The sequence below is a fragment of the Curtobacterium sp. MCLR17_031 genome (genome assembly GCF_003234775.2).
GTDB classification, from domain to species: Bacteria; Actinomycetota; Actinomycetes; order Actinomycetales; family Microbacteriaceae; genus Curtobacterium; species Curtobacterium flaccumfaciens.
In genome coordinates this window covers 1,910,458-1,935,350 of record NZ_CP126270.1, presented here as the reverse complement: position 1 = coordinate 1,935,350, position 24,893 = coordinate 1,910,458, and the positions used below count along the sequence as shown (strand labels likewise).

Here is a 24,893-nt window from a genome sequence, read left to right as displayed (position 1 = left end):
CTTCTCCTGCTCCTTCTCCTGCTGCTCCGGCGGCGGTGGGGAGCAGCCTCATCGACACCGACCGGAAGGCCCTGCATGCGGATCCTCGTGTGGCACGTGCACGGCGGCTGGATGGACGCCTTCGTCCGCGGCCAGCACGAGTACCTCATCCCGACCACCCCGGCGCGCGACGCCTGGGGACTCGGCCGCGGCGGGCGCGCCTGGCCGGACTCCGCGATCGAGATCGACCCGGCCGACATCGCCGAGGCCGAGGTCGACGTGGTCGTCCTGCAGCGCACCGAGGAGCTCGAGGAAGCCCGTCGTCTGCTCGGTGGCCGTGACGTCCCGATCGTCTTCGTGGAGCACAACGCCCCGCGGGTCGACGTGCCGAACAGCCTGCACCCGATGCGCGACCGCGACGACCTGACGATCGCGCACGTGACGCACTGGAACGCCCTGATGTGGGACTGCGGCACCACCCGGACCACCGTCGTCGAGCACGGCGTCGTCGACCCCGGCCCGCTGTACACGGGTGCGCTCGAGCGCCTCGGCGTCGTGATCAACGAACCCGTCCGGCGCAACCGTGTCGTCGGCACCGACCTGCTCCCCCGCTTCGCCGAGGTCGCCCCCGTCGACGTCTGGGGCATCGGCACCGAACGGCTGCCGGAGCTCGGCTTCGGCGACCGCGTGGTCGCGCGGGGAGACGTGAAGGCCGACCCCATGCACGCGGCGCTGGCCGAACGGCGGGCCTACGTGCACCCGAACCGCTGGACCTCGCTCGGCCTGTCGCTCATCGAGTCGATGCACATGGCCATGCCGGTCCTGGTGCTCGCGACGACGGACGCGGCCCGCACGGTCCCGGGTGAGGCCGGGGCGATCGCGACCGACGTCGAGGAGCTGGTGCGGGCCTCCAGGCTGCTGCTGGAGGACCCGGACGAGGCGCGTCGACGGGGGCTCGTGGCGCGTGAGGCCGTGCTCGCACGGCACGCGCTCGGTCGGTTCCTGGCCGACTGGGACGACCTGCTCGACGACGCCGTCGCGCGCGGTGCGCGACGGAACCGTGCGGCGGGAGCCGCGCTCGAAGGGAGCCTGCGATGAAGATCGCCATGGTGTCCGAGCACGCGAGTCCGCTCGCCGTGCTCGGCGGGGTCGACGCCGGTGGGCAGAACGTCCACGTCGCCGAACTGTCCGGTGCACTGGCCGACCGCGGCCACCACGTGACCGTCTACACGCGGCGCGACGACGCGTCGCAGCCGGTCCGCGTGCCCCTGCGCCCCGGTGTGGACGTCGTGCACGTCGACGCCGGTCCCGCGCGTGCCGTGCCGAAGGACGAGCTGTTCCCGTTCATGGGGACGTTCGCGTCGGTGCTCGCCGCCGAGTGGTTCCTCGACCGCCCCGACGTGGTGCACGCGCACTTCTGGATGTCCGGCCACGCCGCCCTCGACGCGGTGACGCAGGTGCAGGCCCGGACCGGCGGGGTGCGGATCCCGGTCGTGCAGACCTTCCACGCCCTGGGTGTCGTGAAGCGCCGGCACCAGGGTGCCGCGGACACCAGCCCGGCCGAGCGCGAGTGGGTCGAACCCGCCGTCGGCCGGAGCGTCGACCAGGTCGTCGCGACGTGCTCGGACGAGGCGTTCGAGCTCAAGGCACTCGGCGTCCCGCTGCACCGCATCTCCGTGGTGCCGTGCGGGGTCGACGTGTCGCTCTTCCGTCCGGACGGCCCCGTCGAACAGCGCGACCGTCCGCTCCGGGTGCTCACCGCGTCACGGCTCGTGCAGCGGAAGGGCGTCGGGACGACCATCGCCGCTCTCGCCGCGCTCGTCGAACAGGGCCGTGACGTCGAACTCGTCGTCGTGGGCGGTGCCGGTGTCGCCGGTGCCGACCTGGTGGACGACCCCGAGTACCAGCGCCTCGACGCACTCGCCCGGTCGCTCGGCGTGCGCGACCACGTGACGTTCCGCGGGCAGCTCGGGCAGCACGACATGCCCGCCGTCTACCGCAGCGCCGACGTCGTCGTCTGCGCCCCCTGGTACGAGCCGTTCGGCATCGTGCCGCTCGAGGCGATGGCCTGCGGCCGCCCGGTGGTCGCGTCGAGCGTCGGCGGGCTCATCGACACCGTCGTCGAGGACGCCACCGGCCTGCACGTGCCGCCGCGCGACGAGACCGCGGTCGCCGAGGCCGTCGGCGCACTGCTCGACGACCCGGAGCGCCGCGAGGCGTACGGCCGAGCCGGTCGACAGCGCGCCGAGTCCCGCTACACCTGGCAGAAGGTCGCGGCCGACAGCGAGCGCGTCTACGAGCGCCTGCTCGCCGGCACGACCTCGTCCGCCAGCACCACCGGGCCCGCCGCCGGCCGCTCGCGCACCACCCACGCCGGCCGGGTCACCCGCGCCGCGCAGTCGACGGAGAGGACCGCACGATGACCATCGACCAGCAGACCGGGCTCGAGGACCGCGCCGTCACCGACAGCGCCCGCGTCGTCGTCGACCACGTCGCGGCGTCGGTCCCCGTGATCGCCTCCCTCGTCGACCACAAGGACCACATCGCCGAGTGGGCGGACGACATCGCCGGGCGGCTCGTCGCCGGGCGTCGGCTGCTCGCCGCGGGCAACGGCGGCTCCGCTGCCGAGGCGCAGCACCTGACGTCCGAGCTCACCGGCCGCTTCGAGGGCGACCGACCGGCGTACTCGGCCATCTCGCTGCACGCCGAGACCTCTGCTGTGACCGCCATCGGGAACGACTACGGCTACGACCAGGTGTTCGCGCGGCAGGTGTCGGCGCACGCCCGGGCCGGCGACGTCCTCGTGCTGCTGTCGACGAGCGGCAAGAGCCCGAACCTGCTGCGGGCCGCCGAGGCCGCACGTGCAGTGGGTGCCCGCTCCCTCGCGCTGACCGGGTCCGGACCGAACCCGCTCGCCGACCTGGTCGACGACGCGATATGCATCGAGGGGCCGTCCGCCAACGTGCAGGAGGCGCAGCTCGTCCTGGTGCACGCGCTCTGCAAGGCGATGGAGCCGACGCTGCGTCGCGGGGGCCGTCGATGAGCGGCCCCGCTGTCGTCGCACCGCGTTCCGGCGCTGCCGGTGGCCGTGCCGCCGCTCCGCGCTTCCGCATTGCCGTCGTCGGGGACACCCTGCTCGACGTCGACGTGTCCGGCACGAGCGAGCGCCTGAGCCCCGACGCCCCCGTCCCCGTGGTGGACGTCGCCACCGATGACCGCCGTGCCGGTGGCGCCGGACTCGTCGCGACGATGCTCGCCCGCGACGGCCACGACGTCACCCTGGTCACCGTCCTGAGCGACGACGGCCGTGCCCAGGAGATCCGTGACCTGCTCCCCGAGGTCACGATCGTCGCCGGACCCTCCGGCGTCCCCACCCCCGTGAAGACCCGCGTGCGCGTCGTCGACCACGCCCTCGTCCGGATCGACGAGGGCTGCGCGACCCCGCCCGTGCCCGGTGCCACCGAGGCGATGACCGCCGCCCTCGACGGCGTCGACGCGATCGTCGTCGCCGACTACGGCCGCGGGGTCGCCGCTGCTCCGGCCCTCCGTGAGGCCCTCACCCGTGCGGCCGAGCGCCTGCCGGTGGTCTGGGACCCGCACCCCAAGGGCGCCGCCCCCGTCCCCGGCACCACCGTCGCCACCCCGAACGCGGCCGAGGCACGACGCTTCACGGACGTCGAGGGACACGGCGTGCCCTTCGCGACCGTTGCAGCCGCCCGGCTCGTCGAGCAGTGGCAGGCCGGCGCCGTCGCCGTGACGATGGGTGACCGCGGCGCACTGCTCGCCGACGCCCAGGGCGACAGCCGCTTCGTGCCGGCTCCGTCCGTCAGCGCCGGGGACCCCTGCGGTGCCGGCGACCGGCTCGCCGCGGGTGTCGCCGTCGCACTGGCGTCCGGCGCGGACGTCCCCGAGGCCGTCTCCGCTGGCGTGGTCGCCGCGTCCGAGTACCTGGCCGCCGGCGGCGTCACCGCGCTCTTCGCCGACGACGGCCCCGCGCCGCTCGCCGTGCCCGGGGCCGACCGGGACGCCATGCGCCTGGTGCACGACGTCCGGAGCGCCGGCGGCACCGTCGTCGCGACCGGAGGCTGCTTCGACCTGCTGCACGCCGGGCACGCCCGCACCCTGTCGGCCGCCCGTGCACTCGGCGACTGCCTGGTCGTGTGCCTCAACTCGGACTCGTCCGTCCGCGCGCTGAAGGGCCCGGACCGGCCGATCATGACCCAGGACGACCGGGTCGAGCTGCTCCTGGCGCTCGACTGCGTCGACGCCGTCGTGGTGTTCGACGAGTCCACCCCCGACGAGGCCCTGCGCCGCTTCCGACCGGACGTCTGGGCGAAGGGCGGCGACTACACCGCGAGCGAACTGCCCGAGGCGGTGACCCTCGCCGAGTGGGGTGGCCGCGTCGTCACCGTGCCGTTCCACCCGGGCCGCTCGACCACCCGGCTCGCCGCCGCGATCGAACGCGTCGGCTGAGCGTCCGCTCGCCGTCACACACCTGTTCGACCACCTCCCGTTCCACTACGCAAAGGACATCCATGCCCGTCCCCACCACCCCCATCGGCCGCGTCCTCGTCACCGGCGGCGCCTCCGGACTCGGCGCCGCCGTCGTGGCCGCCGTCACCGAGGCCGGCGGCACCCCGATCGTCCTCGACCTGCGGATCGACGCCGTCCCCGAGGGCGTCGACGCCGTCGCCGTGGACGTCTCGGACACCGACGCCGTCGAGCAGGCGGTCCGTGACGCCGCCGAGCGGCACGGCGGCCTCGACGCCGTCGTCACCGCCGCGGGCATCGACACCCCCGCCCCGATCGACGCGATCTCGTCCGGCAAGTGGGAGCAGATCGTCGGCGTCAACCTGATCGGCACCGCCTCGACCGTGCGCGCCGCCCTGCCCGCCCTCGAGGCCACGCACGGCCGCGTCGTCACCATCTCGTCGTCGCTCGCCCTGCGTGGCGTCGGCGACGGCACCGCGTACTCGGCGTCGAAGTTCGGCGTCCGCGGCTTCTCGCAGGCGCTGGCCGCCGAGACCGCCGGTCGCATCGGCGTGACCAACATCATCCCCGCCGGGATGCGGACGAACTTCTTCGCCGACCGGACCGAGCAGTACAAGCCGGGCCCGGACGCGCAGCTCATCGAGCCGGAGTACGTCGCGAACTCGATCATCTTCGCGCTCTCGCAGCCGGCCGGCTGCGAGATCCGCGAGCTGTCGATCATGCCGGCGACGGAGCCGAGCTGGCCGTGAACGCTCGCCGCTGATGGACGGGAGGCGCGGTGGCGGCTGGCACCGCGCCTCCCGTCCGTTCGTGTGGCGGGCACTGGTGCGCGCCTCCGCACTCCGTGCGAGGGTCGGGGCGTCCCACGGAGTGTGGAACCTCGCACCGTGCGCTGGTGACGCGGCACGGGGCGGCCTGGAGGCGCGTGACGGGCTGGCACCGCGCCTCCCGGCCGTCCGACGGTCGCGTCCACCGCTCGGTGCGAGCTTCTGCACTCCGTGCGAGGGTCGGGGCGTCCCACGGAGTGTGGAACCTCGCACCTGGCGCTCGTGACGCGCCACGGCGCGGACGGGAGGCTCGTGCCGGGCTGGCACCGCGCCTCCAGGCCGGAAGCCGGTCGCGCCCGCCACTCGGTGCGAGCTTCTGCACTCCGTGCGAGGGTCGGGGCGTCCCACGGAGTGTGGAACCCCGCACCGGGCGCTCGTGGCGCCGTGCGCAGCGTCAGACCGTGCGGAGCAGGTCCTCGACGTCGGCGAGGACGGCTTCCGGCTCGACCTGGTCCACGTAGGACGGGTCGTGCTCGCACCGCTCGGCGGTCCAGCCGACCTGGGTGACGTCGATGCCGCAGACCGGGCACTGCGTCACGAAGGACAGGTGCACGCGGTGCCGACCACGGTCGAACGGCCCGGCGTTGATCACGTTGCCGAACCAGAACACCCCGACGGTCGGGGTGCCCACGGCGACGGCGAGGTGCCGCGGGCCGGAGTCGTCGCCCACCATGACGTCGGCGGCGGCGAGGACGTCGGGCAGCTCACGCAGCGGCAGTGACCCGGTGCGGTCGTGCAGACGCTCCCGCAGCTCGGGCGGCAGCGACGCGACGATGGCGGACGACGCCGGCACGTCCGAGTCGTCACCCACGAGCACCACGTCGTCCCCCGCGGCGAGCCGGGCACGGGCGACCTCGGCGAAGCGCGAGGGGCTCCAGCGGCGACGCGGGTCGGTGGCGCCGGGGTGGATCGCGACGAGCCGTCCCCGGACCCCGAGGCGCTGCCGGACCCCGGCCCGCGCGGCCTCGGGGACGTGCAGTCGGGGGTCGAGGGTGACCGGCTCGGCACCGGCGAGCGAGGCCACCTCGAGCGCCCGGACGACCTCGTGCTGGTAGTAGACGTAGCGGACCCAGCGCTCCAGGACCTCGGCGTCCTCGGTGGCGGTGCCCACGGTGTGACGGGCCCCGAGCCGGAGCAGGAACGGGTTCGAGTTCCGGCCGCCGCCGTGCAGCTGCACCGCGAGGTCGAAGCGCCCGTGCAGCCGGTCGAAGAAGTCCTGCTCGGTCGGTGCGCCCTCGCCGGAGTCCCGGACGCCGGGCACGACGGGGAGCTCCTCGTGGGCGTGCACGGCCTCGGTGCGGCCCTCGAGCACCGGCCGCGCCGTCGGCGCCCCGAGCAGCGTGATCCGGGCTCCGGGGTACGCGGCGGCCAGGGCCTCGACCGCCGGGAGGGCGAACATCAGGTCGCCCAGTCCCCCGCCGCGGAGCACCGCGATCTCGCTGACACCGTCGAACCGTTCTCCGCCCACACCGATCTGTTGCACAGCTCCACGTCTACCGGTCGGACCCGTCCGGACGCCCAGCAGCGCCCCCGGATGGACGAGAAGCGCGATGCCGTGACCGCACACAGCGGAGCACGAGCACCGTGTGAGGCCCCGCCCGCCTCCGGAAGGACCCCATGACGATCGCACCCCCCGCCGCCGACGACCTCGTGGTGACCGACCCCGTGAACGGATCGATCGCGTCCACCGTGCGCCGCTCGACCGAGGACGACGTCCGCAACGCCGTCGCCCGCGCCCGTGCCGCTGCCGGCGCCTGGGCCCGGACGGCGCCGGCCGAGCGCGGTGCCCTGCTGCACGCCGCGGCCGAGCACCTCCGTGCGCACGCGCAGGAGCTGGCGGACCTGAACACCCGCGAGACCGGCAAGGTGCCCGGCGACGCCCTCGGTGGGGTCGAGGCCGGCATCGGCACGCTCGTGCAGTACGCCGAGCTCGGACCGGTGCACCGTGGTGAGGCCCTGCGCGGGCAGTTCGGTGCCGCCGACTGGTCGGTGCCGCACCCGCGTGGCGTGGTGCTCGCCCTGACGCCGTGGAACGACCCGGTCGCCGTGGCCTGCGGGATCCTCGGCGCAGCGATCGTCACGGGCAACACCGTGGTGCACAAGGGCAGCGAACGCTGCCCGGCGACCTTCGCCCGACTCAACGCGCTGCTCGCCGAGGTCCTGCCGGACGGTGTGCTCATCGGGGTCGACGGCGACGCGACCACCGGCGAGCAGCTCCTGGCGCAGGAGGGCATCGACGTCTACGCGCACGTCGGGTCGACCGCGACCGGTGACCGCCTGAGCGAGGTGGCCGCGACCACCCGTGCCCACGTCATCCGCGAGAACGGCGGCAACGACCCGGTCATCGTCGACGCCGACGTCGACCCCGAGTGGGCCGCCGCACAGGTCGCCCTCGGCGCGTTCGCGAACACCGGCCAGATCTGCACCAGCGTCGAGCGGGTGTACGTGCACCAGGACGTCGCCGAGCCCTTCGTCGCCGCGCTCGTCGCCGAGGCGGAGCGCCGCACGGCTGCACCCGGCGCGGAGTTCGGGCCGCTCGTGGACGACCGGCTGCGCGAGCTCGTGCAGCACCACGTCGACGACGCGATCGCCCGCGGCGCCTCGGCCCGGACCGGTGGCGTCACGCCCGGCGGGCTCGGATCGTTCTACCCGGCGACCGTCCTGACCGACTGCACGGACGACATGCTCGTGCTGACCGAGGAGACCTTCGGCCCGATCGCCCCGGTGCGCGTCGTGACGGACTTCGCGGAGGGCCTCCGGCTCGCCGCGGCCGACCGCTACGGCCTCGCAGCCACGGTGCTGACGAACGACACCGCGCACGCGCTCCGCGCCGCGGCCGAACTGCCCGTGGGCACCGTCAAGGTGAACGCCGTGTTCGGTGGCGCTCCTGGTGGCAGCGCCCAGCCCCGCGGTGCCTCGGGCGCCGGGTTCGGGTACGGCCCGCACCTGCTCGACGAGATGACGACCACGACGGTGGTGCACCTGGAGGCCGCACCGCCGCGCCGCACCGCCGAGCCGTCGACGGCAGCAGACAGCAGCAGCGCAGCCACCAGCAGCACCGCAGCCACCATCGGCACCGCGACCGGCACCGCCACCGGCCCCGCAGCCGCTGCCGGCGCCACCGCCGGCAGCGCCGACACCGTGGGAGGCACCCGATGACCGCCGACGTCCGGCTGGTCCGTGACCTCGTCGCCACGATCGACGACCGCGAACCCCTCGTCGTCGTGATCGGCGACTGCATCCTCGACCGCTGGACCGTCGGCGAGGCCGAGCGGGTCTCCCGCGAGGCCCCGGCTCCCGTCGTCCGCGTCACCGAGACCATCGCGGTGCCGGGCGGTGCGGCGAACACGGCCGTGAACGCCCGCGCCCTCGGCGCCCGGGTCCGCATGGTCGGGCTCATCGGTGACGACGAGGCCGGTGACGTCCTGCGCCAGCGGCTCGAGGCAGCCGGCGTCGACACGTCGTTCCTGGTCGAGATCCCCGGTGCCCGCACCACGACGAAGTCGCGCGTGGTCGGCGGTGACCGCGTCGTGGTCCGGGTCGACGAGCTCGCCGCGACCCCGACCGCCGAGCACGGCGAACGCCTCGCCCGCTCGGTGGCCCGTGCCGTCCGGTGCGCCGACGCCGCCGTCGTGTGCGACTACGGCCTGGGCGTCCGCGCCGAGGACGTCGTGCCGATGCTCGACCGTGACCGCCCCGGCGCCGTCGTGGTCGACGCGCACGACCTGACCCGCTGGGCCGCGCTGCACCCCGACCTCGTCACGCCGAACGCCGGTGAGACCGCCGCACTGCTCGGCACGGAGCTCGGCACCGGTGCCGACCGCGTCGGCACCGTCGTCGCAGCCCGTGGCGACGTGCTCGCCCGCAGTGGCGCCCGTGCCGCGGTGGTCACGCTCGACCGCGACGGCACCGTGCTGCTCGAGCCCGGCTCCGACCAGGGGTTCCGCACGCGTGCGACGCCAGCCTCGGAGCAGCAGGCCTCCGGTGCCGGCGACACCTTCTGCGCCGCCGCGACCGTCGCCCTCGCGGTGCAGGCACCCCTGCGCGACGCCGTCGCCGTCGCCCAGGCCGCTGCCGACGTCGTGGTCCGCGAGGCCGGCACGTCCGTCTGCACCGCCGCCGCCCTGCTCGACTCGGTGACCGCGCCGGCGGCGACGGTCGTCGACCACGACGAGCTCGCCACCGCGGTCGAGGCCGCACGGCAGGCCGGCCGTCGCGTGGTCTTCACGAACGGCTGCTTCGACGTCGTGCACCGCGGGCACACCACGTACCTGCGCCAGGCCCGTGACCTGGGCGACCTGCTCGTCGTCGCTCTGAACGACGACGACTCGGTGCGCCGGCTGAAGGGCCCGGAGCGGCCGATCAACCCGGCCGAGGACCGCGCCGGCGTGCTCGCCGCACTGGCCTGTGTCGACCTGGTGACGGTGTTCGCGACGGACACCCCGATCCCGCTCATCGAACGGTTGCGCCCCGAGGTCTACGTCAAGGGCGGCGACTACTCGCCCGAGATGCTGACCGAGACCGAGGTCGTGCGCGGCTACGGCGGCGAGGTCGTCATGGTCGACTACGTGCCCGAGCACTCCACCAGCGCCGTCGTGCGCCGGATCCGCGAAGCCGCTGCGCGGCCCGAACCGGACCCGGCACCGTGACCGCCCGCTGGTCCGGGTCCTGGGCGAAGGCCCCCGATCCAGCGGACACGAGCACGGTCGACGTCGACGTGCTCATCCCGACCGTCGGCAGGCCGGCCGAGCTCGCCACGACGCTCGCCGGCCTCGCCGCCCAGACCGACGTCGACCTGCGCGTCGTGCTGAGCGACCAGTCCGCGGACGGAGACGCCGCCAGCGCGCCGGCGGTCGCCGCGATGCTCCGCGTCCTGGAGGCGCAGGGCCGGCCCGTCACGCTCCTCACCCACCCGGAACGGCGTGGCCTGGCAGAGCACCGGCAGTTCCTGCTCGACCACGCCGAGGCAGCCGCGGTGCTGTTCCTCGACGACGACGTCTGGCTCGAGCCGGGGTCGATCGCGCGGATGCTCGACGCGCTGCGCACCCTGGGCTGCGGGTTCGTCGGCAGCGCCGTGCAGGGCCTGTCGTACCTGCAGGACCGCCGTCCGCACGAGACCTCGGTGTTCGAACGGTGGGACGGCCCGGTCGTGCCCGAGGTGGTGCGCCGCGGGACCCCCGGCTTCAACCGCTGGTCGCTGCACAACGCCGCGAACCCGACGCACGTCGCCGCCGACCTCGACCTGCACCCCGGCGAGTGGGTGCCCTACCGCGTCGCGTGGGTCGGTGCCTGCGCGCTCTACGACCGCCGTGCGCTCGAGGAGGTCGGGGGCTTCCGGTTCTGGGACACCCTGCCGCCCGAGCACGCCGGCGAGGACGTCGTGGCGCAGTGGCGGGTGATGGAACGGTTCGGCGGTGCGGGCATCATGCCGTCGGGTGCCGTGCACCTGGAGGCCCCGACCACCGTCGTCGACCGCCGTGTCGACGCACCCGACGTGGTCTTCGCGGACGGAAACGTCATACCGCGGTAGGGGGTGGTCGAGACCGCCGCGGGATGGCCAGCGCGCGTCGGCTCCGTAGCGTCGTCCTCGTCGGCGAGTTCCGTCGGCGGGAGGGAGCACCCCGTGTTCGACCAGATCACCCCGCTCGTCGTCGAGCTGGCCGCGAGTCCACTCGTCTACGTCGTCCTCTTCGTCCTGTGCCTGGTGGACGGCTTCTTCCCGCCGGTGCCGAGCGAGTCCGCCCTGGTCGCGGTCGCCGCGATCGCCGCGACGTCCGGACAGCCCGTCCTCGCCGTGGTGCTCGTCGCCGCCGCCCTGGGTGCGATCGCCGGCGACTCGATCGCGTACTGGATCGGACGCCGGATCGGGTCCGCCCGGCTGGCCCGTTCGAAGCGACCACGGATCGCGGCGGCCTTCGCGTTCGCCGAGCGGCAGATGCAGCGCCGCTCCGCCAGCCTCATCCTGACCGGGCGCTTCATCCCCGTCGGCCGGGTCGCGGTCAACATGACCGCCGGAGCGACCCGGCTGTCCTACCGCCGGTTCCTGGCGATCAGCGCGATCGCGGGGCTGGCGTGGTCGGCGGTGTCGATCGGCATCGCCCTGGCCGCGTCGAGCGTGCTGCACGAACCGATCGTCGCCGCCGTGGTGTCGATGGTGGTCGCCGCCGGGCTCGGGATCGCGGTCGACCGGGTGCTCGGTACCATCAGCCGCAGGCGCGAAGCCCGCGAAGCCCGCGAAGCCCGCGCCGCAGCCGCAGCCACAGCCACCACAGCCACACCCGCCACAGCCACAGCCACAGCCACAGCCACAGCCACAGCCATCGCCCCCGAACTCTGCCTCGCCCGAACCGGAGAGACCGCCCGCCCGTGACCGTCGTCCCGAAGCCCCGACCCACCTGGGTCCGGCCCGCCGTGCAGATCGGCTTCGTCGTCGTCGCGGTCTCCCTGTTCGCTGTCGCGGCACCCGTGACCGCGGTGTTCTACGGCGTCCCCGTGCCGCTCGCGTTGCTCGTGACCGCGGTGCTGTCGGCGAGCATCGGCCTCGCACCGCTCTTCCCCCGCACGGCGTCGGGCGCGCACCTCGTCGCCCTCGCCGGCCTCGGGGTCCTGACGGCACCCGGCACCATCGGGCCCTGGCCGGTCTCGGTCACGAGCATCGTCGGCCTGAGCGTGCTGCTCGTCGTGCTGGGCGTCCGCACCACGTGGCGGCTCACCGCCGTGGTCTGGGTCGCGGCGACACTGCTCACCCTGCTGCTCATCGGCGTGACGCCCGACCGGTGGGGCCAGGTCGACGTCTGGGCGACGAGCTTCGTGGTGAGCGCCGGCGACACCCTCGTCGTGGCCGCCGCTGCGGTCGTCATCGGGCAGCGCCGGACCGTGCGCGAGGAACTCGCCGCCGCCCGCCGCGACACCGAGCTCGAGCAGGCCCGACGCCGGACGGTCGAGGAGCGCTCCCGGATCGCCCGTGAGCTCCACGACGTCGTCGCCCACAGCATGTCCGTCGTGCACATGCAGGCCGAGTCCGCCCCGTACCGCGTCGCGGACCTGCCGCCGGACGCCCGCACCGAGTTCGCCGCGATCGCCGAGACCTCGCGCACGGCCCTGCGGGAGATGCGGCAGCTGCTCGGCACCCTGCGTGGCGACGCCGACGCCGAGCGTGCGCCGCAACCGCGGCTCGCCGACCTGCCCGCACTGGTACAGGCCACCCGCGCGGCCGGCATCCCCGTCGACCTCCGACTCGACGAGGGGCTCGACCCGGACCGCGACGACGTCGACCGGCTCGCACAGCTCACCGTGTACCGGGTGGTGCAGGAGGCGCTCGGCAACGTCGCCCGGCACGCGCCCGGTGCGACCACCGTCGTGACGGTCGGGAGGCACGGGTCGGCCCTCACGGTCGAGGTCGCCAACGCCGCGCCACCGGCCGGCAGCGTGCCCGGTGCGCCGCCGGACGACGGCGGCTTCGGCCTGGCGGGCATGCGCGAGCGGGTCGCCGCGCTCCGCGGCACCATCGACCACGGACCGGACCCGGACGGCGGCTTCCGCGTCGCCGTCAGTCTGCCCACCCAGCCCACCGCGACCACGTCGCCGCCGACGGCCGACGGGGGAACGCGATGACGCGGGTGATGGTGGTCGACGACCAGCAGATGTTCCGTGTCGGACTGCGGGCGATCCTCCAGGCCCAGGACGACGTCGAGGTCGTCGGCGAGGCCGCGAACGGTGCCGAGGCGGTCGTCATGGCGATCCGGCTCCGGCCGGACGTGATCCTGATGGACGTCCGGATGCCGGAGCTCGACGGGATCGAGGCGACCCGGCGGATCACCGCGGCGCCGGCGGAGTCGCCCGTCCGCGTGGTGATGCTCACGACGTTCGACATCGACGACTACGTGTTCGACGCGCTCCGTGCCGGGGCGAGCGGGTTCCTGCTCAAGGACGCGAGCGCCGAGGAGCTCGTGCAGGCCGTGCGGACCGTCGCGGCCGGCGACTCCCTGCTCGCCCCGAGGGTGACCCGGCACCTCGTCGAGGCCTTCGTCGCCGGTCCGCAGCCGGCGGCCCCGCGGACCGAGGTGCTCGACGTGCTGACCGACCGGGAGCGGGACGTGTTCCTGCTGATGGCGCGGGGGCGGTCGAACGGCGAGATCGCGGCGGAGCTGTTCATCGCCGAGCAGACCGTGAAGACCCACGTCGGCCGGGTCCTGGCGAAGCTGCAGCTGCGGGACCGGGTGCACGCCGTCGTGCTGGCGTACGAGAGCGGGCTGATCACGCCGTTCGCGTGAGGTGCGGGCCCGGAGCGCGACCCGAGACGGACGGGAGGCCCGGTGCCAGCTGGCACCGGGCCTCCCGTCAGAGGTGTGGTCGCGACTCAGGCGGCGAGGTGCGCCTGCAGGAACCAGCGGTCCTTGGTCAGCGCGCGCTCGATCTCGATCGCGACGTCCTGGCTGTTGAGGTCGACCTCGTCGAGGCCGTCGACCGCACGGCGGACCTGCAGCAGCGCGGCGTCGATCTGGGCGATCACCTCGGTGACGGTGACGTCGGAGTTCTGGAAGCCCTGCGACAGGGGCGGCAGGGTGGTGTTCGCGGCGACGGTCGCGATGCGCGAGTCGACCGGCAGGCCGAGGGCGACGATGCGCTCCGCAGCCTTGTCCGCGTAGTCCTGCGCGTGCTCGACGATCTCGTCGAGGAGCTCGTGCACGCCGACGAAGTTGCGGCCACGGACGTGCCAGTGGGCCTGCTTGCCGTTGACGACGAGCGCCTCGAGGTCGATGACGACGGGGGCGAGGAACTGGGCGACCCCGGCTGCGAGCTCCGGCGTGGTCGAGAACGGGGACGTGGTGCTCGGGGTGGTGGTGCTGCTCTGCGTGGTCATGGCACAACCATGCCCCCGTCTTTTGCACATTGCAAGGAAGAGCAGGCTGCCCTTACCCGCCGTACTCGACCTGGACCTGCTGGCCGGCGTCGGTGAGTTCGAGCTGCACCATGGACCGAGCGCGCTCGATCCACGGGCTGTCCGCGCACCCGATCCACACCGAGGTGCGGGGCTCGCAGCCCGTCACGCACCACTCGGCGGCCCACCCGGTCAGGGCGTGTGCGAGGGCTTCGCCGTGGTCGGCGAAGACCAGCGGGGCGACGGCCGAGCTGCGGGCGCTCCGGACCAGCCAGGTCACGGTGACGCGCGGCGGCGCCGGCAGGATGCGGATCTGCTCGTCGAGGGCGACCTCGACGAAGACCTGCCCGTACGTGTTCTCGGGGAGTTCCTCGAGCTGGCGGTGGATCTCGACGAGGTCCTCGGCACCGCCCGCGATGAGGATGCGTTCGCTGGGCTGTCGCCGGGTCCGTGCCATGTGGCAACGGTAAGGGAAGCCTTACCTCATCACAAGGGGGAACGACCGGTTCCGGCGATGTCCACAGCGGGCACACCGAGTTCGTGCGACAGGAAGCGCCACATCCACGACAGGGCGACGGTGTTCGTCAGGCCGGGCACGCCCTGGGCGATCTGGGTCGCGACACCGTCGCTGTACGCGGCGAGCTGCAGCGCGACGGTGTCGGCGTCGACGGGGTCGCCGCCGTCGCTGCCCTGGCGTGTGCCACCGAACACCCCGGCGTCCACCCCGCGCCGGATGACCCGCACGAGGCAGGCCTCCCAGACGCGGATGCGTTCGGCGTACTCGGCGGCGACCTCGGGCCGCCGGACCACCGCGGTCCAGTAGTCGGACCAGATCCGCCAGTGCTGCCGGACCTGCTCGGTGTCGCCGAACAGCGGGGCGACGAGCATCCGCAACCCCACGAGCACGTCGGGTTCGGCGTCGACGGCCGCGACGATGGCGCCGTAGAAGCGCTCCGTCTCGAGCACCACGACCTCGTTGAGGATCTCCGCGACACTGCCGAAGTGGTACGTCACGGTGCCGACGGAGACGCCGGCCTCGGCCGCGATGTCGCGCAGCCCGGTGGCGCCGACACCGTTCCGGACGATCACCGCGCGGGCGGCCTCGACGATCATCGCGCGCCGGACCTCCGGCCGCTGCCGGACGCGTGCCGCCGCGGTCACGCCGAGGTCCGTGGGACGTCGTCGACGAAGGTCCGCTCGGTGACGAGCACCTCGGGTTCGTCGGGTCCGCCGTCGCGTGCCCAGGCGCGCACGGTGTTGACGACGTGGAAGGTGTCGGCGTCGGCGGTGACCTCGGACGTCGTCTCGAGGCGCGCGGCCCACTCCGGCTTCGTCAGCCCGATCGCCCAGCGGGAACTCGCCCGTGCGCTGGTCGGGTCGTCGGAGCGGATCCGGTACGTCTCGCGAGCGTCCTCGGTGAAGACCAGGCCGTCCGGGTAGACGCGTCCGCCGCCGTACCCGGGGTCGACGTCGAGCGTCCACTCCCCCGTCTCGACGTCGTGCGTCACCGTGCGCTGCGGCAGCGGGTCGGCCGGCGCGACGCGCTCGATCACGAGGGGCTCGGACCGTTCGGGCTCGGCGAAGACCACCCCGTCGTCGGTCTCCCGGGTCCAGGTGGGCAGGGTGACGCTCGAGGCGGTCGGGTCGATCGTCACCGTGGCCTCGACGCCGTGCGGCCACACCCACGGCCAGTACGACGACGAGACCGCGATGCGCAGCCGGTGTCCGGCGGCGAACCGGTGTCCGGTCGAGACCAGCCGCACGGGCAGGTCGGCGGGCGTCCCGGGCTCGAGCACGTCGTCGCGGTCCATGCCGTCGCGCTTCGCGGCGTTCAGCACCCCGCGCGTGACGAGCGTCGACGAGCCGTCCGGTGCGACGTCGCAGAGCCGCACGGTCAGGGTGGCCCGGGGCTGGTCGCTCGTGACGGACAGTCGCACGAGCACGTTGCCGAGCAGGTCGAACGCCTTGCCGACGGGCAGGTCGAAGGTGACCGACCGGCCGTCCTCGGCGCGCTGGTCCGTCGGCAGGTCGGTGGCGTTGCCGAACGGGAAGAACCGACCGGCGTCCACCCCGGTGTGCTGCGGCGACCGCACGACGACCGGCCCGAGGTCACCGCCTCGGAGTGCAGCGAGGGGCAGGACACGCTCGTGGGTCGCGGCGGAGGGCCACGCCTCGGCACCGATCCAGCGACCGCGGCGGCCGGCGTAGTACGGCGCGGGGGCTTCGCCCTCGTTGATCCAGGCCCGCAGTGCAGGGTCGTCCTCGACGCCGGTGTCGACCCCGCGCAGCCAGCGGTCCCACCACCGCAGGGTCTCCTGCAGGAACCCGATCGACGGCCCCGGCGCGAGCCCACGGTCCGGGTACTGGTGCGACCACGGGCCGACGATGCCCTTCACGGGGGCGCTGACGTGGTCGACGAGCCGGAGCACGGCGTCCCGGTAGGGGTCCGCCCACCCGCCGACCGCGAGCACCGCGGCGCGGATGCCGTCGTAGTCCTCGGCCGCGCTGCCGTGCCGCCAGTAGTCGTCGCGCTCTTGGTGCGCCAGCCACACCGGCGTCATCGGGCGGTTCGCCTCGAGGCGTTCCCGCCAGCGGTCGATCCACCCGGCGCCGACGACCTCGGGCCGGGGCGGCCGCGAGTTGAAGGCGAACATCGTCGCGCCCCAGGCCGCCATGTCGATGCCGAGCACGGCACCGCCGACGTAGTGCACGTCGTTGTCGTACCGGTCGTCCGTCGAGCAGACCGTCACGATGGCCTTGAGCGCGGCGGGTGCCCGGGCCGCGAGCTGCAGCGCGTTGAAGCCGCCCCACGAGATGCCGAACATGCCGACGGCGCCGGTCGACCACGGCTGTTCGGCGAGCCAGGCGATCACGGCCTCGCCGTCGAGCAGCTCCTGCTCGCTGTACTCGTCGTCGAAGAACCCGTCGGACGACCCGGTGCCGCGGATGTCGACCCGCACCGAGGCGTACCCGTGCTGGGCGTACCAGGGGTGCCGCTCCGAGTCGCGCGGTGCGGTCCAGTCGTCGAGCCGGTACGGCAGGTACTCGAGCAGCACCGGCGTCGGACCGTTGGGCTCACCCGGCTGCGTCGGCGACTGCGACGGTGCCCAGATCCGGGCGTGCAGCCGCACGCCGTCGGGCATCGGGATCCACTCGTCGCGGACCGTCACGCCCGCGGGCAGCGAGCCGGGGTCGCCGATGGCGGTGAAGGTGGTGGCGGCGGTGCCGTGGTCGGTGCCGTCGTCGGTGGTCATGCGTCCTCCCAGTTGCGGGTGCGGTGTCCGTCGCCGTGGTCGGTCCAGCCGTCGGCGTGCCGCCAGCGCGGCACCCCGTCACCGACGTCGGGCAGGGTCGTGCTGCCGGGTTCGAGCGTCGCCGCGAGCAACGTCGACGTGTACGGGTGGTTCGGGCCGGTGAACACCCGCTCGGTCGGTCCGATCTCGACGATCCGGCCACCGGTCATCACCGCGACCCGGTCCGCCACGCCCCGCACCACGGCGAGGTCGTGGCTGATGAACAGGCAGGCGAGGCCCCGCTCGCGCTGCAGGTCGGCCAGCAGCGCGAGGATCCCCGCCTGCACCTGCACGTCGAGCGCCGTGGTGATCTCGTCGGCGATCACGAGCGACGGCTCCGCCGCGAGTGCGCGCGCGATCCCGACGCGCTGGCGCTGCCCACCGGACAGCTGCGCGGGCAGGCGGTCGGCGAACTCCGGCCCGAGCCCGACCTGGCTGAGCAGTGCCCCGACGCGCTCGCGCGAGGACGAGCCGCTGAACAACCGGAGCGGCCGCGCGACGGCTGCACCCACGGTGCGCCGCGGGTTGAGCGACGTGTCCGCGTTCTGGAACACGAGCTGCACGGCACGCCGCAGGGCGGGCGCGCGACCGGCGATCGGCTCGCGCAGGTCGCCGCGGGTCGCGCCGTCGTCGTACGTGAACGTCCCCGACTCGGCCGGCACCAGGCCGGCCAGCGCCGTCGCGAGCGTCGACTTGCCGCTGCCGGACTCGCCGACGACGGCGAGCGTCTCGTGCGCGGCGATCGTGAACGAGACGCCGTCGACGGCGGCCGGCAGGCCGCGGCCGTAGCGGATCACCAGGTCGTCCGCGGTCACCACGGGGCGGGCGGGACTTCCGGGAGGCACGGTGCCGGTGGCCGTGGAGCCGACCGTCCCGGGGGCGGTCGCGTCCAGGGCGTCGCGATCCGCGCCTCCAGGCCGTCGCCCGTCCGGTACCGCGGCCAGCAGGGCGCGCGTGTACTCGTGCTGCGGCGCGGCGAAGAGCGCCGCCGTGGCGGCGTGCTCGACGACCTCGCCGTCGCGCATCACGGCGATCTCGTCCGCCATGGCCGACACCACCCCGAGGTCGTGGCTGACGAGCAGGACGGCCATGCCGAGCTGCCGACCGAGGTCGGCGACCAGGTCGAGGACCGCGGCCTGCGTGACCACGTCGAGGGCGGTGGTCGGTTCGTCGAGGACGAGCACGCGCGGTCGGGCGGCGACGGCCATCGCGATGGCGATGCGCTGCTGCTGCCCGCCGGACAACTGGTGCGGGTACCGACGGACGATCCCCTCGGGGTCCGGCAGCCGGACCAGCCGGACCAGCTCGGCGACGCGTTCGGGGCCGTCGGGCTCGCCGTGGGCGCGGAGGGCCTCGCGGATCTGCTCGCCGACGCGCATCGACGGGGTGAGCGCCTGTCCGGCGTTCTGGGCGACGACCGAGGCGGTGCCGCCGCGGAGCGCCCGGCGGCCGGCCGGCGACAGGGCGAACACGTCGGCGCCGTCGACGCGGACCGTCCCGCCGTCGATCGCCGACCCGGCGCGCAGGTGTGCGAGGAGCGTCCGCGCGACGGTGGACTTGCCGCTGCCGGACTCGCCGACCAGGCCGAGGGTGCGACCGGCCTCGATCGTGAACGAGACACCCCGGACGACGGGGACGCGCCGTTTGCCGGCGGCGTACGAGATGGACAGGTCGTCGACGCGGACGATCGCGTCGGGCACGGTCGCCGTCGCGGCGGACGTCGTGCCGGTGTCGGTGCGGGTCATGCGCTGACTCCCTGCTTGGCGCGGTCGACACCGAGCGACTTGCTCAGGCCGTCGGCCGCGAGGTTCAGTCCGATCACCAGCGTGGCGAGCGCCACGATCGGGGCGAGGGTGCCGAGCGGCACCACGGTGAGCGCGGTGCGGTTCTCCTGCACCATCAGGCCCCAGTCCGGGGTCGGCGGGTTCGCGCCGAAGCCCAGGAAGGACAGCGACGCGACGAGCAGCACGATCCACGAGGCCCGCATCGCGTACTCGACGAGCACGACGTCGAGCACGTTCGGCAGGATCTCGCGGAACACGATCGACAGCGGCCGCTCGCCCCGGGCGCGGGCCGCGGTGACGTAGTCCTGGGTGATCACGGTGCGGGCGGCGCCGCGGACGACCCGGGTCACCGCGGGGGCGTAGACGACCGTGACGGCGAGGACGATGACCCAGAGGCCGGCGTCGAAGACCGTCACGACGACCAGGAGCGCGAGGATCGACGGCACGCTGAGCAGGGCGTCGACGACGCGCATGACGACCTCGTCGAACCAGTTGTCGGCGTAGGCCGTGACGCAGCCGAGCACGGTGCCGACCGCGACGGCGATCGTGGTGGCCAGGAAGGTCACGGACAGCGCGTACCGGCCGCCGTTCAGGGTGCGGGACAGCACGTCCCGGCCGTACTGGTCGGTGCCGAGCCAGTGGGTCCACGTCGGACCGGCGAGCACGTCGCCGGCGTTCGTGGCGACCGGGTCGTGCCCGGCGATGACCGGCGCGAGCAGGGCGAGGACGACGTGCAGGGCGATGAGGCCGAGGCCGAGGCTCAGCGCCGTCGATCCGCGCAGGGGTGCGAGCGCGCCGGCGAGCACGTCGCGTCCGACGCGGCGGCGGGGTGCGGTGGCGGTCATGCGGCGGCCTTCCTGGTGCTGCGGGCGCTGCGGGTGCGCGTGCGCGGTCGTCGCTGGCGGGTCCGGAGCTTCGGGTCGAGTGCGAGCGCGACGAGGTCGGCGGCCAGGTTGCACACGACGTAGATCAGGGCGCTCAGCAGGGCGATGGCCTCGATGGTGGGCAGGTCGCGGTTGAACACCGACTCGAGCATGAGCTTGCCCATGCCCGGGTAGTTGAAGACGTTCTCGACCACCACGACGCCGCCGAGCAGCCACGCGACGTTGAGCGCGACGACGTTGAGCGTCGGCAGCAGGGCGCTCGGGACCGCGTGCTTCCACACCACCCGGCGCATCGTCAGGCCCTTGAGCTCGGCCGTCGTGACGAACTCCGACGCCATCACGTCGATGGTCGACGAGCGGGCCGTCCGCACGATGTAGGCGGCCATCGCGAGCGTCAGCACGATGATCGGCAGCCAGATGGTGGGCAGCAGCTCGGCGACGGTGGCGTCGCTCCCCCGCAGCACGACGGCGGGGAAGACCGGCAGGCCGATCGCGAACAGCAACACCAGGACGGTGGCGACCATGAACTCCGGCACGCTCATCACGACCAGGCTGACGATCGAGATCACCTTGTCGCTCGGACGGCCGCGGCGGACACCGGCGACGACACCGAGCGTCAGGGACACCGTGACGCCGACGAGCATCGCGGGCACCGCGATGAGCATGCTGTTCCGGAAGGCCGTGAACAGCGTCGGGGCGACCGGTTCGCCGCTGACGAGCGAGGTGCCGAAGTCGCCGTGCACGGCGCCGCCGAGCCACTGCAGGTAGCGGAGCCAGACGTTCTGGTCGAGGCCGAGGGTCTCGCGCAGTTGCTTGACGGCGTCGGGGGTGGCGTTCTGCCCGAGCAGTTGCTGGGCGACGTCACCGGGGAGCGCCTGCACCGCGAGGAACACGAAGAGCGAGGCGAGCACCACCGTCAGCACGGCGATGCCGACGCGGCGGAGGACGGGGACGAGGACGTCCGACGGCGTGTTCGTGGTCGTCATCGGCGCAGTCCGATCCGCAGGTAGTCGAACTCGAAGCCGTACTCCGAGTAGTTCACGACGTCGCGGGACAACCCCACGAGCCGGTCGCCGAACATCGGCGTCATGTCGGCACCGTCCTCGACGACGAGCCGCTGGGCGTCCTGGTACAGGGTGAGCCGCTTGGCGTCGTCCATCTCGGCGCGGGCATCGTCGAGCAGCCCGTCGAAGGTCTCGTTCGACCAGGCGCTCTCGTTGTACGACGACCCCGAGCGGAAGATCTGGTTGAGCAGCTGGTCGATCGGCCGCCCCGTGAACCAGTAGCTCACCATGAGCGGCTTCTGCATCCAGATCTGCGTGTAGTACGAGTCCGAACTCGCGTTGCGGACGGTCAGACGGATCCCCGCGTCGGCGACGGCGTCGCGGTAGGCGACGGCCATCGGGGTGAACACCGACTCGTAGCTCGACGTGTATATCGCGGCGCGGAAGTCCTCGCGCCCGGCCTGCTTGAGCAGCGCCCGGGCCTTGTCCGGGTCGTACTCGCGGTGGTCGTCGACGAACGCGGCGAGCTGCGGCGGCACGGGGTTGTCCCAGCCCGCCGAACCGGTCCCCTGCAGCGCGGTGTCGACGATCTTCCGGGGGTCGTAGGCGAGCTTCATCGCCTGGCGCACCCGCGGGTCGCTGAACTCGTCGCTCGTGGCGAGCATCGGGATCGTGTACCACTGGGCGTTCTTCGACCGGGCGACGGTGGCGCGGTCGGACGCCGACACCACCCGGGCGGTCGCGAAGTCCAGGTTGGTCTGCGAGATGAGGTCGATCTGCCCGGCGAGCAGGGCGTTCACCCGCGCGGTGGTGTCCTGGATCGAGTAGAAGTCGATCCCGTCGAGCGCCGGGCGGCCGGCGAAGTGGTCCGGGAACGCCTCGACGCTGCCGGCCCCGGCGGGGGTGAACGACGACAGCCGGAACGGCCCCGTCCCGATCCCGGTGCGGCCGATGTCGGCGATGGCGTCGGCCGGCACGATGTAGCACTGGTAGGCCGTGAGCAGCGACGGGAACTCGGCGTTCGGCTTCGTCAGCGAGAAGCGCAGCGTGTACGGGTCGACGGCGCGCATCGAGTCGGCGTCCATGACCTCGCCGAGCACGCCGGCCTGCGGGCTGCCGGTCTTCTCGTCGAGGATGTGCCGGATGCTCGCGATGGCGTCGTCGGCGGTGAACCGGGACCCGTCGTGGAAGGGCACGCCCCGTCGGAGCGCGAAGGTCCACTCGGTGCCGTCGGCGTTCGCGGACCACTCCTCGGCCAGGTCCGGCACCGGGGTGCCCTGCTGGTCGAGCTTGACGAGCCGGTTGTACAGCGCGCCGAGGTACTCGTAGGCCGACAGCGAGCTCGCGGAGTCGAGGGTCTCGGCGGCCGACGCCGCAGGCCGTGCGATGCGCAGGCGCCCGCCGCGACGGGCGACGCCGGTGGCCGCGGCCTCGGGGATCGTGGGGGTGCCGGCGGACGCGCCGGAGCTGCATCCGGCGAGCGTGAGCAGGCCGAGGCCGGCCAGACCGGCGGCGCCGGTGATGAGCGCCCGACGGCTCGGACCGTGGGCATTGCGGGGTTCGGGGACGATGGGCTGCATTCGGGGTGACCCCTCCTGTAATCGTTCCGGTGAACGATAGAGGTCCTCGGCCGATCCCCCAAGCCCGCTCCCAGCCGTCGCGTCGGTGCCGAGGGCGCCGAGAACGGCGGACCGGTGGGGATCCGGCCTGGGATACGACCGTTCCGTACACGGGCGGAACGTTTACCAACCCGTTACACGGCACCGCCCGGCACACGGCATGATCGGGAACGCACCGACGTCCCCGAGGAGGACCATGGCCACGTTCACCCGCGGGTTCGGCGGTCGCCGCGACGACCGCGACGACACCCGCATCCCGCCCGGTCAGACCCTGGTCCGCGACTGGCCCGTCCTGTCCGCCGGGGCGACGCCCGACATCGAGCCGACCGACTGGGCCTTCTCGATCCGCACCGAGTCCGGCCTGCACCAGTGGACCTGGGACGAGGTGCACGCACTCGGCGTCGAGGACGTCACCGTCGACATCCACTGCGTCACGCACTGGACCAAGCTCGACATGCCGTGGCGGGGGGTCCCGCTCGACCGCCTGTTCGAGGACGTCGAGACCGAACTCGACTACTGCATGGTGCACAGCTACGGCGGCTACACGACCAACGTCCCGCTCGACGAGCTGCTCGACGGCAAGTCCTGGATCGCCTTCGAGGCCGACGGCGAGCCCCTGACGCCCGAGCACGGTGGGCCCGCCCGCCTGCTGGTCCCCCACCTGTACTTCTGGAAGAGCGCCAAGTGGGTGCGCGGCATCGTCATGCAGTCCGACGACGAGCCCGGCTTCTGGGAGAACGCGGGCTACAACCTGCACGGCGACCCGTGGAAGGAAGAGCGGTACTGGTGACGCTCCCCGACACCGGCCTGGAGGCACGGATCACCCCCGTCGCTCGTCCCGCCACCGGCAGGCGGCCGGCCTGGCACGCCGCCACCGTCGCGTCCGTCGGCCGCGAGACGACGAACGCGCGCCGGATCGTCCTCGACGTCCCCACCTGGCCGGGCAACGACCCCGGGCAGCACCTGGACCTGCGACTGACCGCCGAGGACGGCTACCAGGCACAGCGCTCGTACTCGATCGCGTCGGCCGGCCCCGCGACCGACGTCGTGCTCGCGGTCGACCGGGTGGACGGCGGCGAGGTCTCGCCGTTCCTCGTCGACGCCGTCGAGGTCGGCGACGCGCTCGAGGTCCACGGACCCCTGGGCGGCTGGTTCGTCTGGCGGCCGGGCGAGTCCACCCGGCCGGTGCAGCTCATCGCCGGCGGCTCCGGCATCGTGCCGCTCGTCGCGATGGTGACCGCCCACGCCGAGGCGGACGACCCGGCGCCCTTCCGGCTCCTCGCGGCCGTCCGCACACCGGACGACGTCTTCTTCCGTCCGGAACTCGACCAGGCGCTCGCGAGCCGGGCACCGCTCGAGGTGACCCACGTGTACAGCCGCACCGCGCCTCCAGGCTCGACCGTGCCGGCCGGACGGCTGACGCGGGACGCGCTCGCTGCCGCGGTGTTCCCGCCGGACGCGGGCGCCCTGGTCTACGTGTGCGGGTCGACGCCGTTCGTCGAGCAGGTGCTGCGCTGGCTCACCGAGCTCGGGCACGACACGAGTGACGTCCGCGCCGAACGGTTCGGGGGCAACTGATGGTCGTCGTGGACGGCAACGCGCTGGCGGGGACGCTGGCCGACAGTCTGGGGCCCGAGCCGACCGTGGTCGCCCTGCGGTGCGCCGGGTGCGGGTCGCTCGGGGTGCTCGGGCAGACCACCGTCTACCGCACCGCCATGGGGTCGGTGGCGCGCTGCCGCGGGTGTGACACGGTGCTCGTCACGGTCGTGGAGTCCGGGGCCCGACGGTGGGTGGGGTTGCCCGGCGCCCGCACGATGTCGGCTTCGATACCGGACGGCATCGAGTAGCACAAGGCTCGAACGGCGGGTCGTGCGGGTTTCTTGCGGGTTCCCGCAACCGTGGATCCGGTTCCCACCCGAACGGGGGACGGCTCCGGATACATCCTCGGAACTGCGCCGGGCCACCCACCCGGCGCGTGCCGGTGGGGGCAGGGTCGCCTCCGCGCCCGGTGGGCGCGGGTACCCGAAGCCTGCGCCCGCCGGGCCCCCACGCCTCCGGTGCTGCGACGCCCCCGAACGACGGAACCCCCGCCGCTCTTCCGAGCGACGGGGGTTCCGGTCTTCCTGTTCTG

At 73.7% G+C, this 24,893-nt stretch carries 23 protein-coding genes; 14 read left to right on the top strand and 9 right to left on the bottom strand.

Annotated elements, in window-relative coordinates:
- Positions 1-75: 75 nt before the first annotated feature.
- From DEI96_RS09260 to DEI96_RS09240, 5 genes are all read left to right on the top strand, one after another.
- Positions 76-1,077, top strand: coding sequence for a glycosyltransferase (locus DEI96_RS09260; RefSeq protein ID WP_111022894.1), 1,002 nt, complete (start codon positions 76-78; stop codon positions 1,075-1,077).
- Positions 1,074-2,402: a glycosyltransferase gene (locus tag DEI96_RS09255; protein WP_111022893.1), complete on the top strand. Its 1,329-nt coding sequence runs from the start codon at positions 1,074-1,076 to the stop codon at positions 2,400-2,402. The genes DEI96_RS09260 and DEI96_RS09255 overlap by 4 nt, the downstream gene beginning before the upstream one ends.
- Positions 2,399-3,022 (top strand): D-sedoheptulose-7-phosphate isomerase, encoded by a 624-nt coding sequence (locus DEI96_RS09250; RefSeq protein ID WP_111022892.1) that lies wholly within the window; start codon positions 2,399-2,401, stop codon positions 3,020-3,022. Before DEI96_RS09255 ends, DEI96_RS09250 begins: the two co-directional genes overlap by 4 nt.
- The gene (locus DEI96_RS09245) at positions 3,019-4,452 is read left to right on the top strand and encodes a PfkB family carbohydrate kinase (protein ID WP_258372765.1); all 1,434 of its coding nucleotides are present in this window, start codon (positions 3,019-3,021) and stop codon (positions 4,450-4,452) included. Before DEI96_RS09250 ends, DEI96_RS09245 begins: the two co-directional genes overlap by 4 nt.
- A 62-nt stretch (positions 4,453-4,514) precedes the next feature.
- A complete protein-coding gene (locus tag DEI96_RS09240; RefSeq protein ID WP_027465581.1) occupies positions 4,515-5,219 on the top strand; it encodes an SDR family oxidoreductase in 705 nt (234 codons plus the stop codon).
- A 472-nt stretch (positions 5,220-5,691) separates the two neighbouring features.
- Here the strand turns inward: DEI96_RS09240 and DEI96_RS09235 are convergent, their stop codons facing one another.
- On the bottom strand, positions 5,692-6,780 hold the full coding sequence (locus DEI96_RS09235; RefSeq protein WP_111022891.1) for a glycosyltransferase family 9 protein: 1,089 nt from the start codon (positions 6,778-6,780) through the stop codon (positions 5,692-5,694).
- A 134-nt stretch (positions 6,781-6,914) separates the two neighbouring features.
- Between DEI96_RS09235 and DEI96_RS09230 the strand changes: the two genes are divergently transcribed.
- The 6 genes from DEI96_RS09230 (at position 6,915) to DEI96_RS09205 (ending at position 13,570) form a co-directional block, all read left to right on the top strand.
- Positions 6,915-8,456 carry an aldehyde dehydrogenase family protein gene (locus DEI96_RS09230; RefSeq protein ID WP_111022890.1) on the top strand — a complete coding sequence of 514 codons (1,542 nt, stop codon included), beginning with the start codon at positions 6,915-6,917 and terminating at the stop codon, positions 8,454-8,456.
- A complete protein-coding gene (gene rfaE2, locus DEI96_RS09225; protein ID WP_111022889.1) occupies positions 8,453-9,946 on the top strand; it encodes a D-glycero-beta-D-manno-heptose 1-phosphate adenylyltransferase in 1,494 nt (497 codons plus the stop codon). Before DEI96_RS09230 ends, rfaE2 begins: the two co-directional genes overlap by 4 nt.
- Positions 9,943-10,827 (top strand): glycosyltransferase family 2 protein, encoded by an 885-nt coding sequence (locus DEI96_RS09220; RefSeq protein ID WP_111022888.1) that lies wholly within the window; start codon positions 9,943-9,945, stop codon positions 10,825-10,827. The genes rfaE2 and DEI96_RS09220 overlap by 4 nt, the downstream gene beginning before the upstream one ends.
- 93 nt (positions 10,828-10,920) lie before the next feature.
- Positions 10,921-11,667, top strand: coding sequence for a DedA family protein (locus DEI96_RS09215; RefSeq protein ID WP_111022908.1), 747 nt, complete (start codon positions 10,921-10,923; stop codon positions 11,665-11,667).
- Entirely contained in the window at positions 11,664-12,911 is a 1,248-nt protein-coding gene (locus tag DEI96_RS09210) for a sensor histidine kinase (protein WP_181440495.1), read from the top strand. The genes DEI96_RS09215 and DEI96_RS09210 overlap by 4 nt, the downstream gene beginning before the upstream one ends.
- Positions 12,908-13,570 carry a response regulator gene (locus tag DEI96_RS09205; RefSeq protein WP_111022886.1) on the top strand — a complete coding sequence of 221 codons (663 nt, stop codon included), beginning with the start codon at positions 12,908-12,910 and terminating at the stop codon, positions 13,568-13,570. The genes DEI96_RS09210 and DEI96_RS09205 overlap by 4 nt, the downstream gene beginning before the upstream one ends.
- An 86-nt stretch (positions 13,571-13,656) precedes the next feature.
- Here the strand turns inward: DEI96_RS09205 and DEI96_RS09200 are convergent, their stop codons facing one another.
- From DEI96_RS09200 to DEI96_RS09165, 8 genes are read right to left on the bottom strand one after another with little or no spacing between them, the layout of a single operon-like run.
- The gene (locus DEI96_RS09200) at positions 13,657-14,160 is read right to left on the bottom strand and encodes a Dps family protein (protein ID WP_111022885.1); all 504 of its coding nucleotides are present in this window, start codon (positions 14,158-14,160) and stop codon (positions 13,657-13,659) included.
- Between the two features lie 52 nt (positions 14,161-14,212).
- Positions 14,213-14,635 carry an SIP domain-containing protein gene (locus DEI96_RS09195; RefSeq protein WP_111022884.1) on the bottom strand — a complete coding sequence of 141 codons (423 nt, stop codon included), beginning with the start codon at positions 14,633-14,635 and terminating at the stop codon, positions 14,213-14,215.
- Positions 14,636-14,664: 29 nt separating this feature from the next.
- A complete protein-coding gene (locus tag DEI96_RS09190; protein WP_071403870.1) occupies positions 14,665-15,339 on the bottom strand; it encodes a TetR/AcrR family transcriptional regulator in 675 nt (224 codons plus the stop codon).
- Positions 15,336-17,432: a CocE/NonD family hydrolase gene (locus DEI96_RS09185; protein ID WP_111022883.1), complete on the bottom strand. Its 2,097-nt coding sequence runs from the start codon at positions 17,430-17,432 to the stop codon at positions 15,336-15,338. The genes DEI96_RS09190 and DEI96_RS09185 overlap by 4 nt, the downstream gene beginning before the upstream one ends.
- Positions 17,429-19,216, bottom strand: coding sequence for a dipeptide ABC transporter ATP-binding protein (locus DEI96_RS09180; RefSeq protein ID WP_111022882.1), 1,788 nt, complete (start codon positions 19,214-19,216; stop codon positions 17,429-17,431). The genes DEI96_RS09185 and DEI96_RS09180 overlap by 4 nt, the downstream gene beginning before the upstream one ends.
- Positions 19,213-20,100: an ABC transporter permease gene (locus tag DEI96_RS09175; protein WP_110863771.1), complete on the bottom strand. Its 888-nt coding sequence runs from the start codon at positions 20,098-20,100 to the stop codon at positions 19,213-19,215. The genes DEI96_RS09180 and DEI96_RS09175 overlap by 4 nt, the downstream gene beginning before the upstream one ends.
- Positions 20,097-21,125: an ABC transporter permease gene (locus DEI96_RS09170; protein WP_111022881.1), complete on the bottom strand. Its 1,029-nt coding sequence runs from the start codon at positions 21,123-21,125 to the stop codon at positions 20,097-20,099. The genes DEI96_RS09175 and DEI96_RS09170 overlap by 4 nt, the downstream gene beginning before the upstream one ends.
- Positions 21,122-22,723, bottom strand: a complete 1,602-nt coding sequence (locus DEI96_RS09165; protein WP_111022880.1) for an ABC transporter substrate-binding protein — start codon at positions 22,721-22,723, stop codon at positions 21,122-21,124. Before DEI96_RS09165 ends, DEI96_RS09170 begins: the two co-directional genes overlap by 4 nt.
- Before the next feature lie 235 nt (positions 22,724-22,958).
- Between DEI96_RS09165 and DEI96_RS09160 the strand changes: the two genes are divergently transcribed.
- From DEI96_RS09160 to DEI96_RS09150, 3 genes are read left to right on the top strand one after another with little or no spacing between them, the layout of a single operon-like run.
- Positions 22,959-23,552, top strand: a complete 594-nt coding sequence (locus DEI96_RS09160) for a molybdopterin-dependent oxidoreductase (RefSeq protein ID WP_111022879.1) — start codon at positions 22,959-22,961, stop codon at positions 23,550-23,552.
- A complete protein-coding gene (locus tag DEI96_RS09155) occupies positions 23,549-24,340 on the top strand; it encodes a ferredoxin reductase (protein WP_111022878.1) in 792 nt (263 codons plus the stop codon). Before DEI96_RS09160 ends, DEI96_RS09155 begins: the two co-directional genes overlap by 4 nt.
- The gene (locus tag DEI96_RS09150; protein ID WP_111022877.1) at positions 24,340-24,609 is read left to right on the top strand and encodes a DUF6510 family protein; all 270 of its coding nucleotides are present in this window, start codon (positions 24,340-24,342) and stop codon (positions 24,607-24,609) included. The genes DEI96_RS09155 and DEI96_RS09150 overlap by 1 nt, the downstream gene beginning before the upstream one ends.
- The last annotated feature ends 284 nt before the right edge of the window (positions 24,610-24,893 follow it).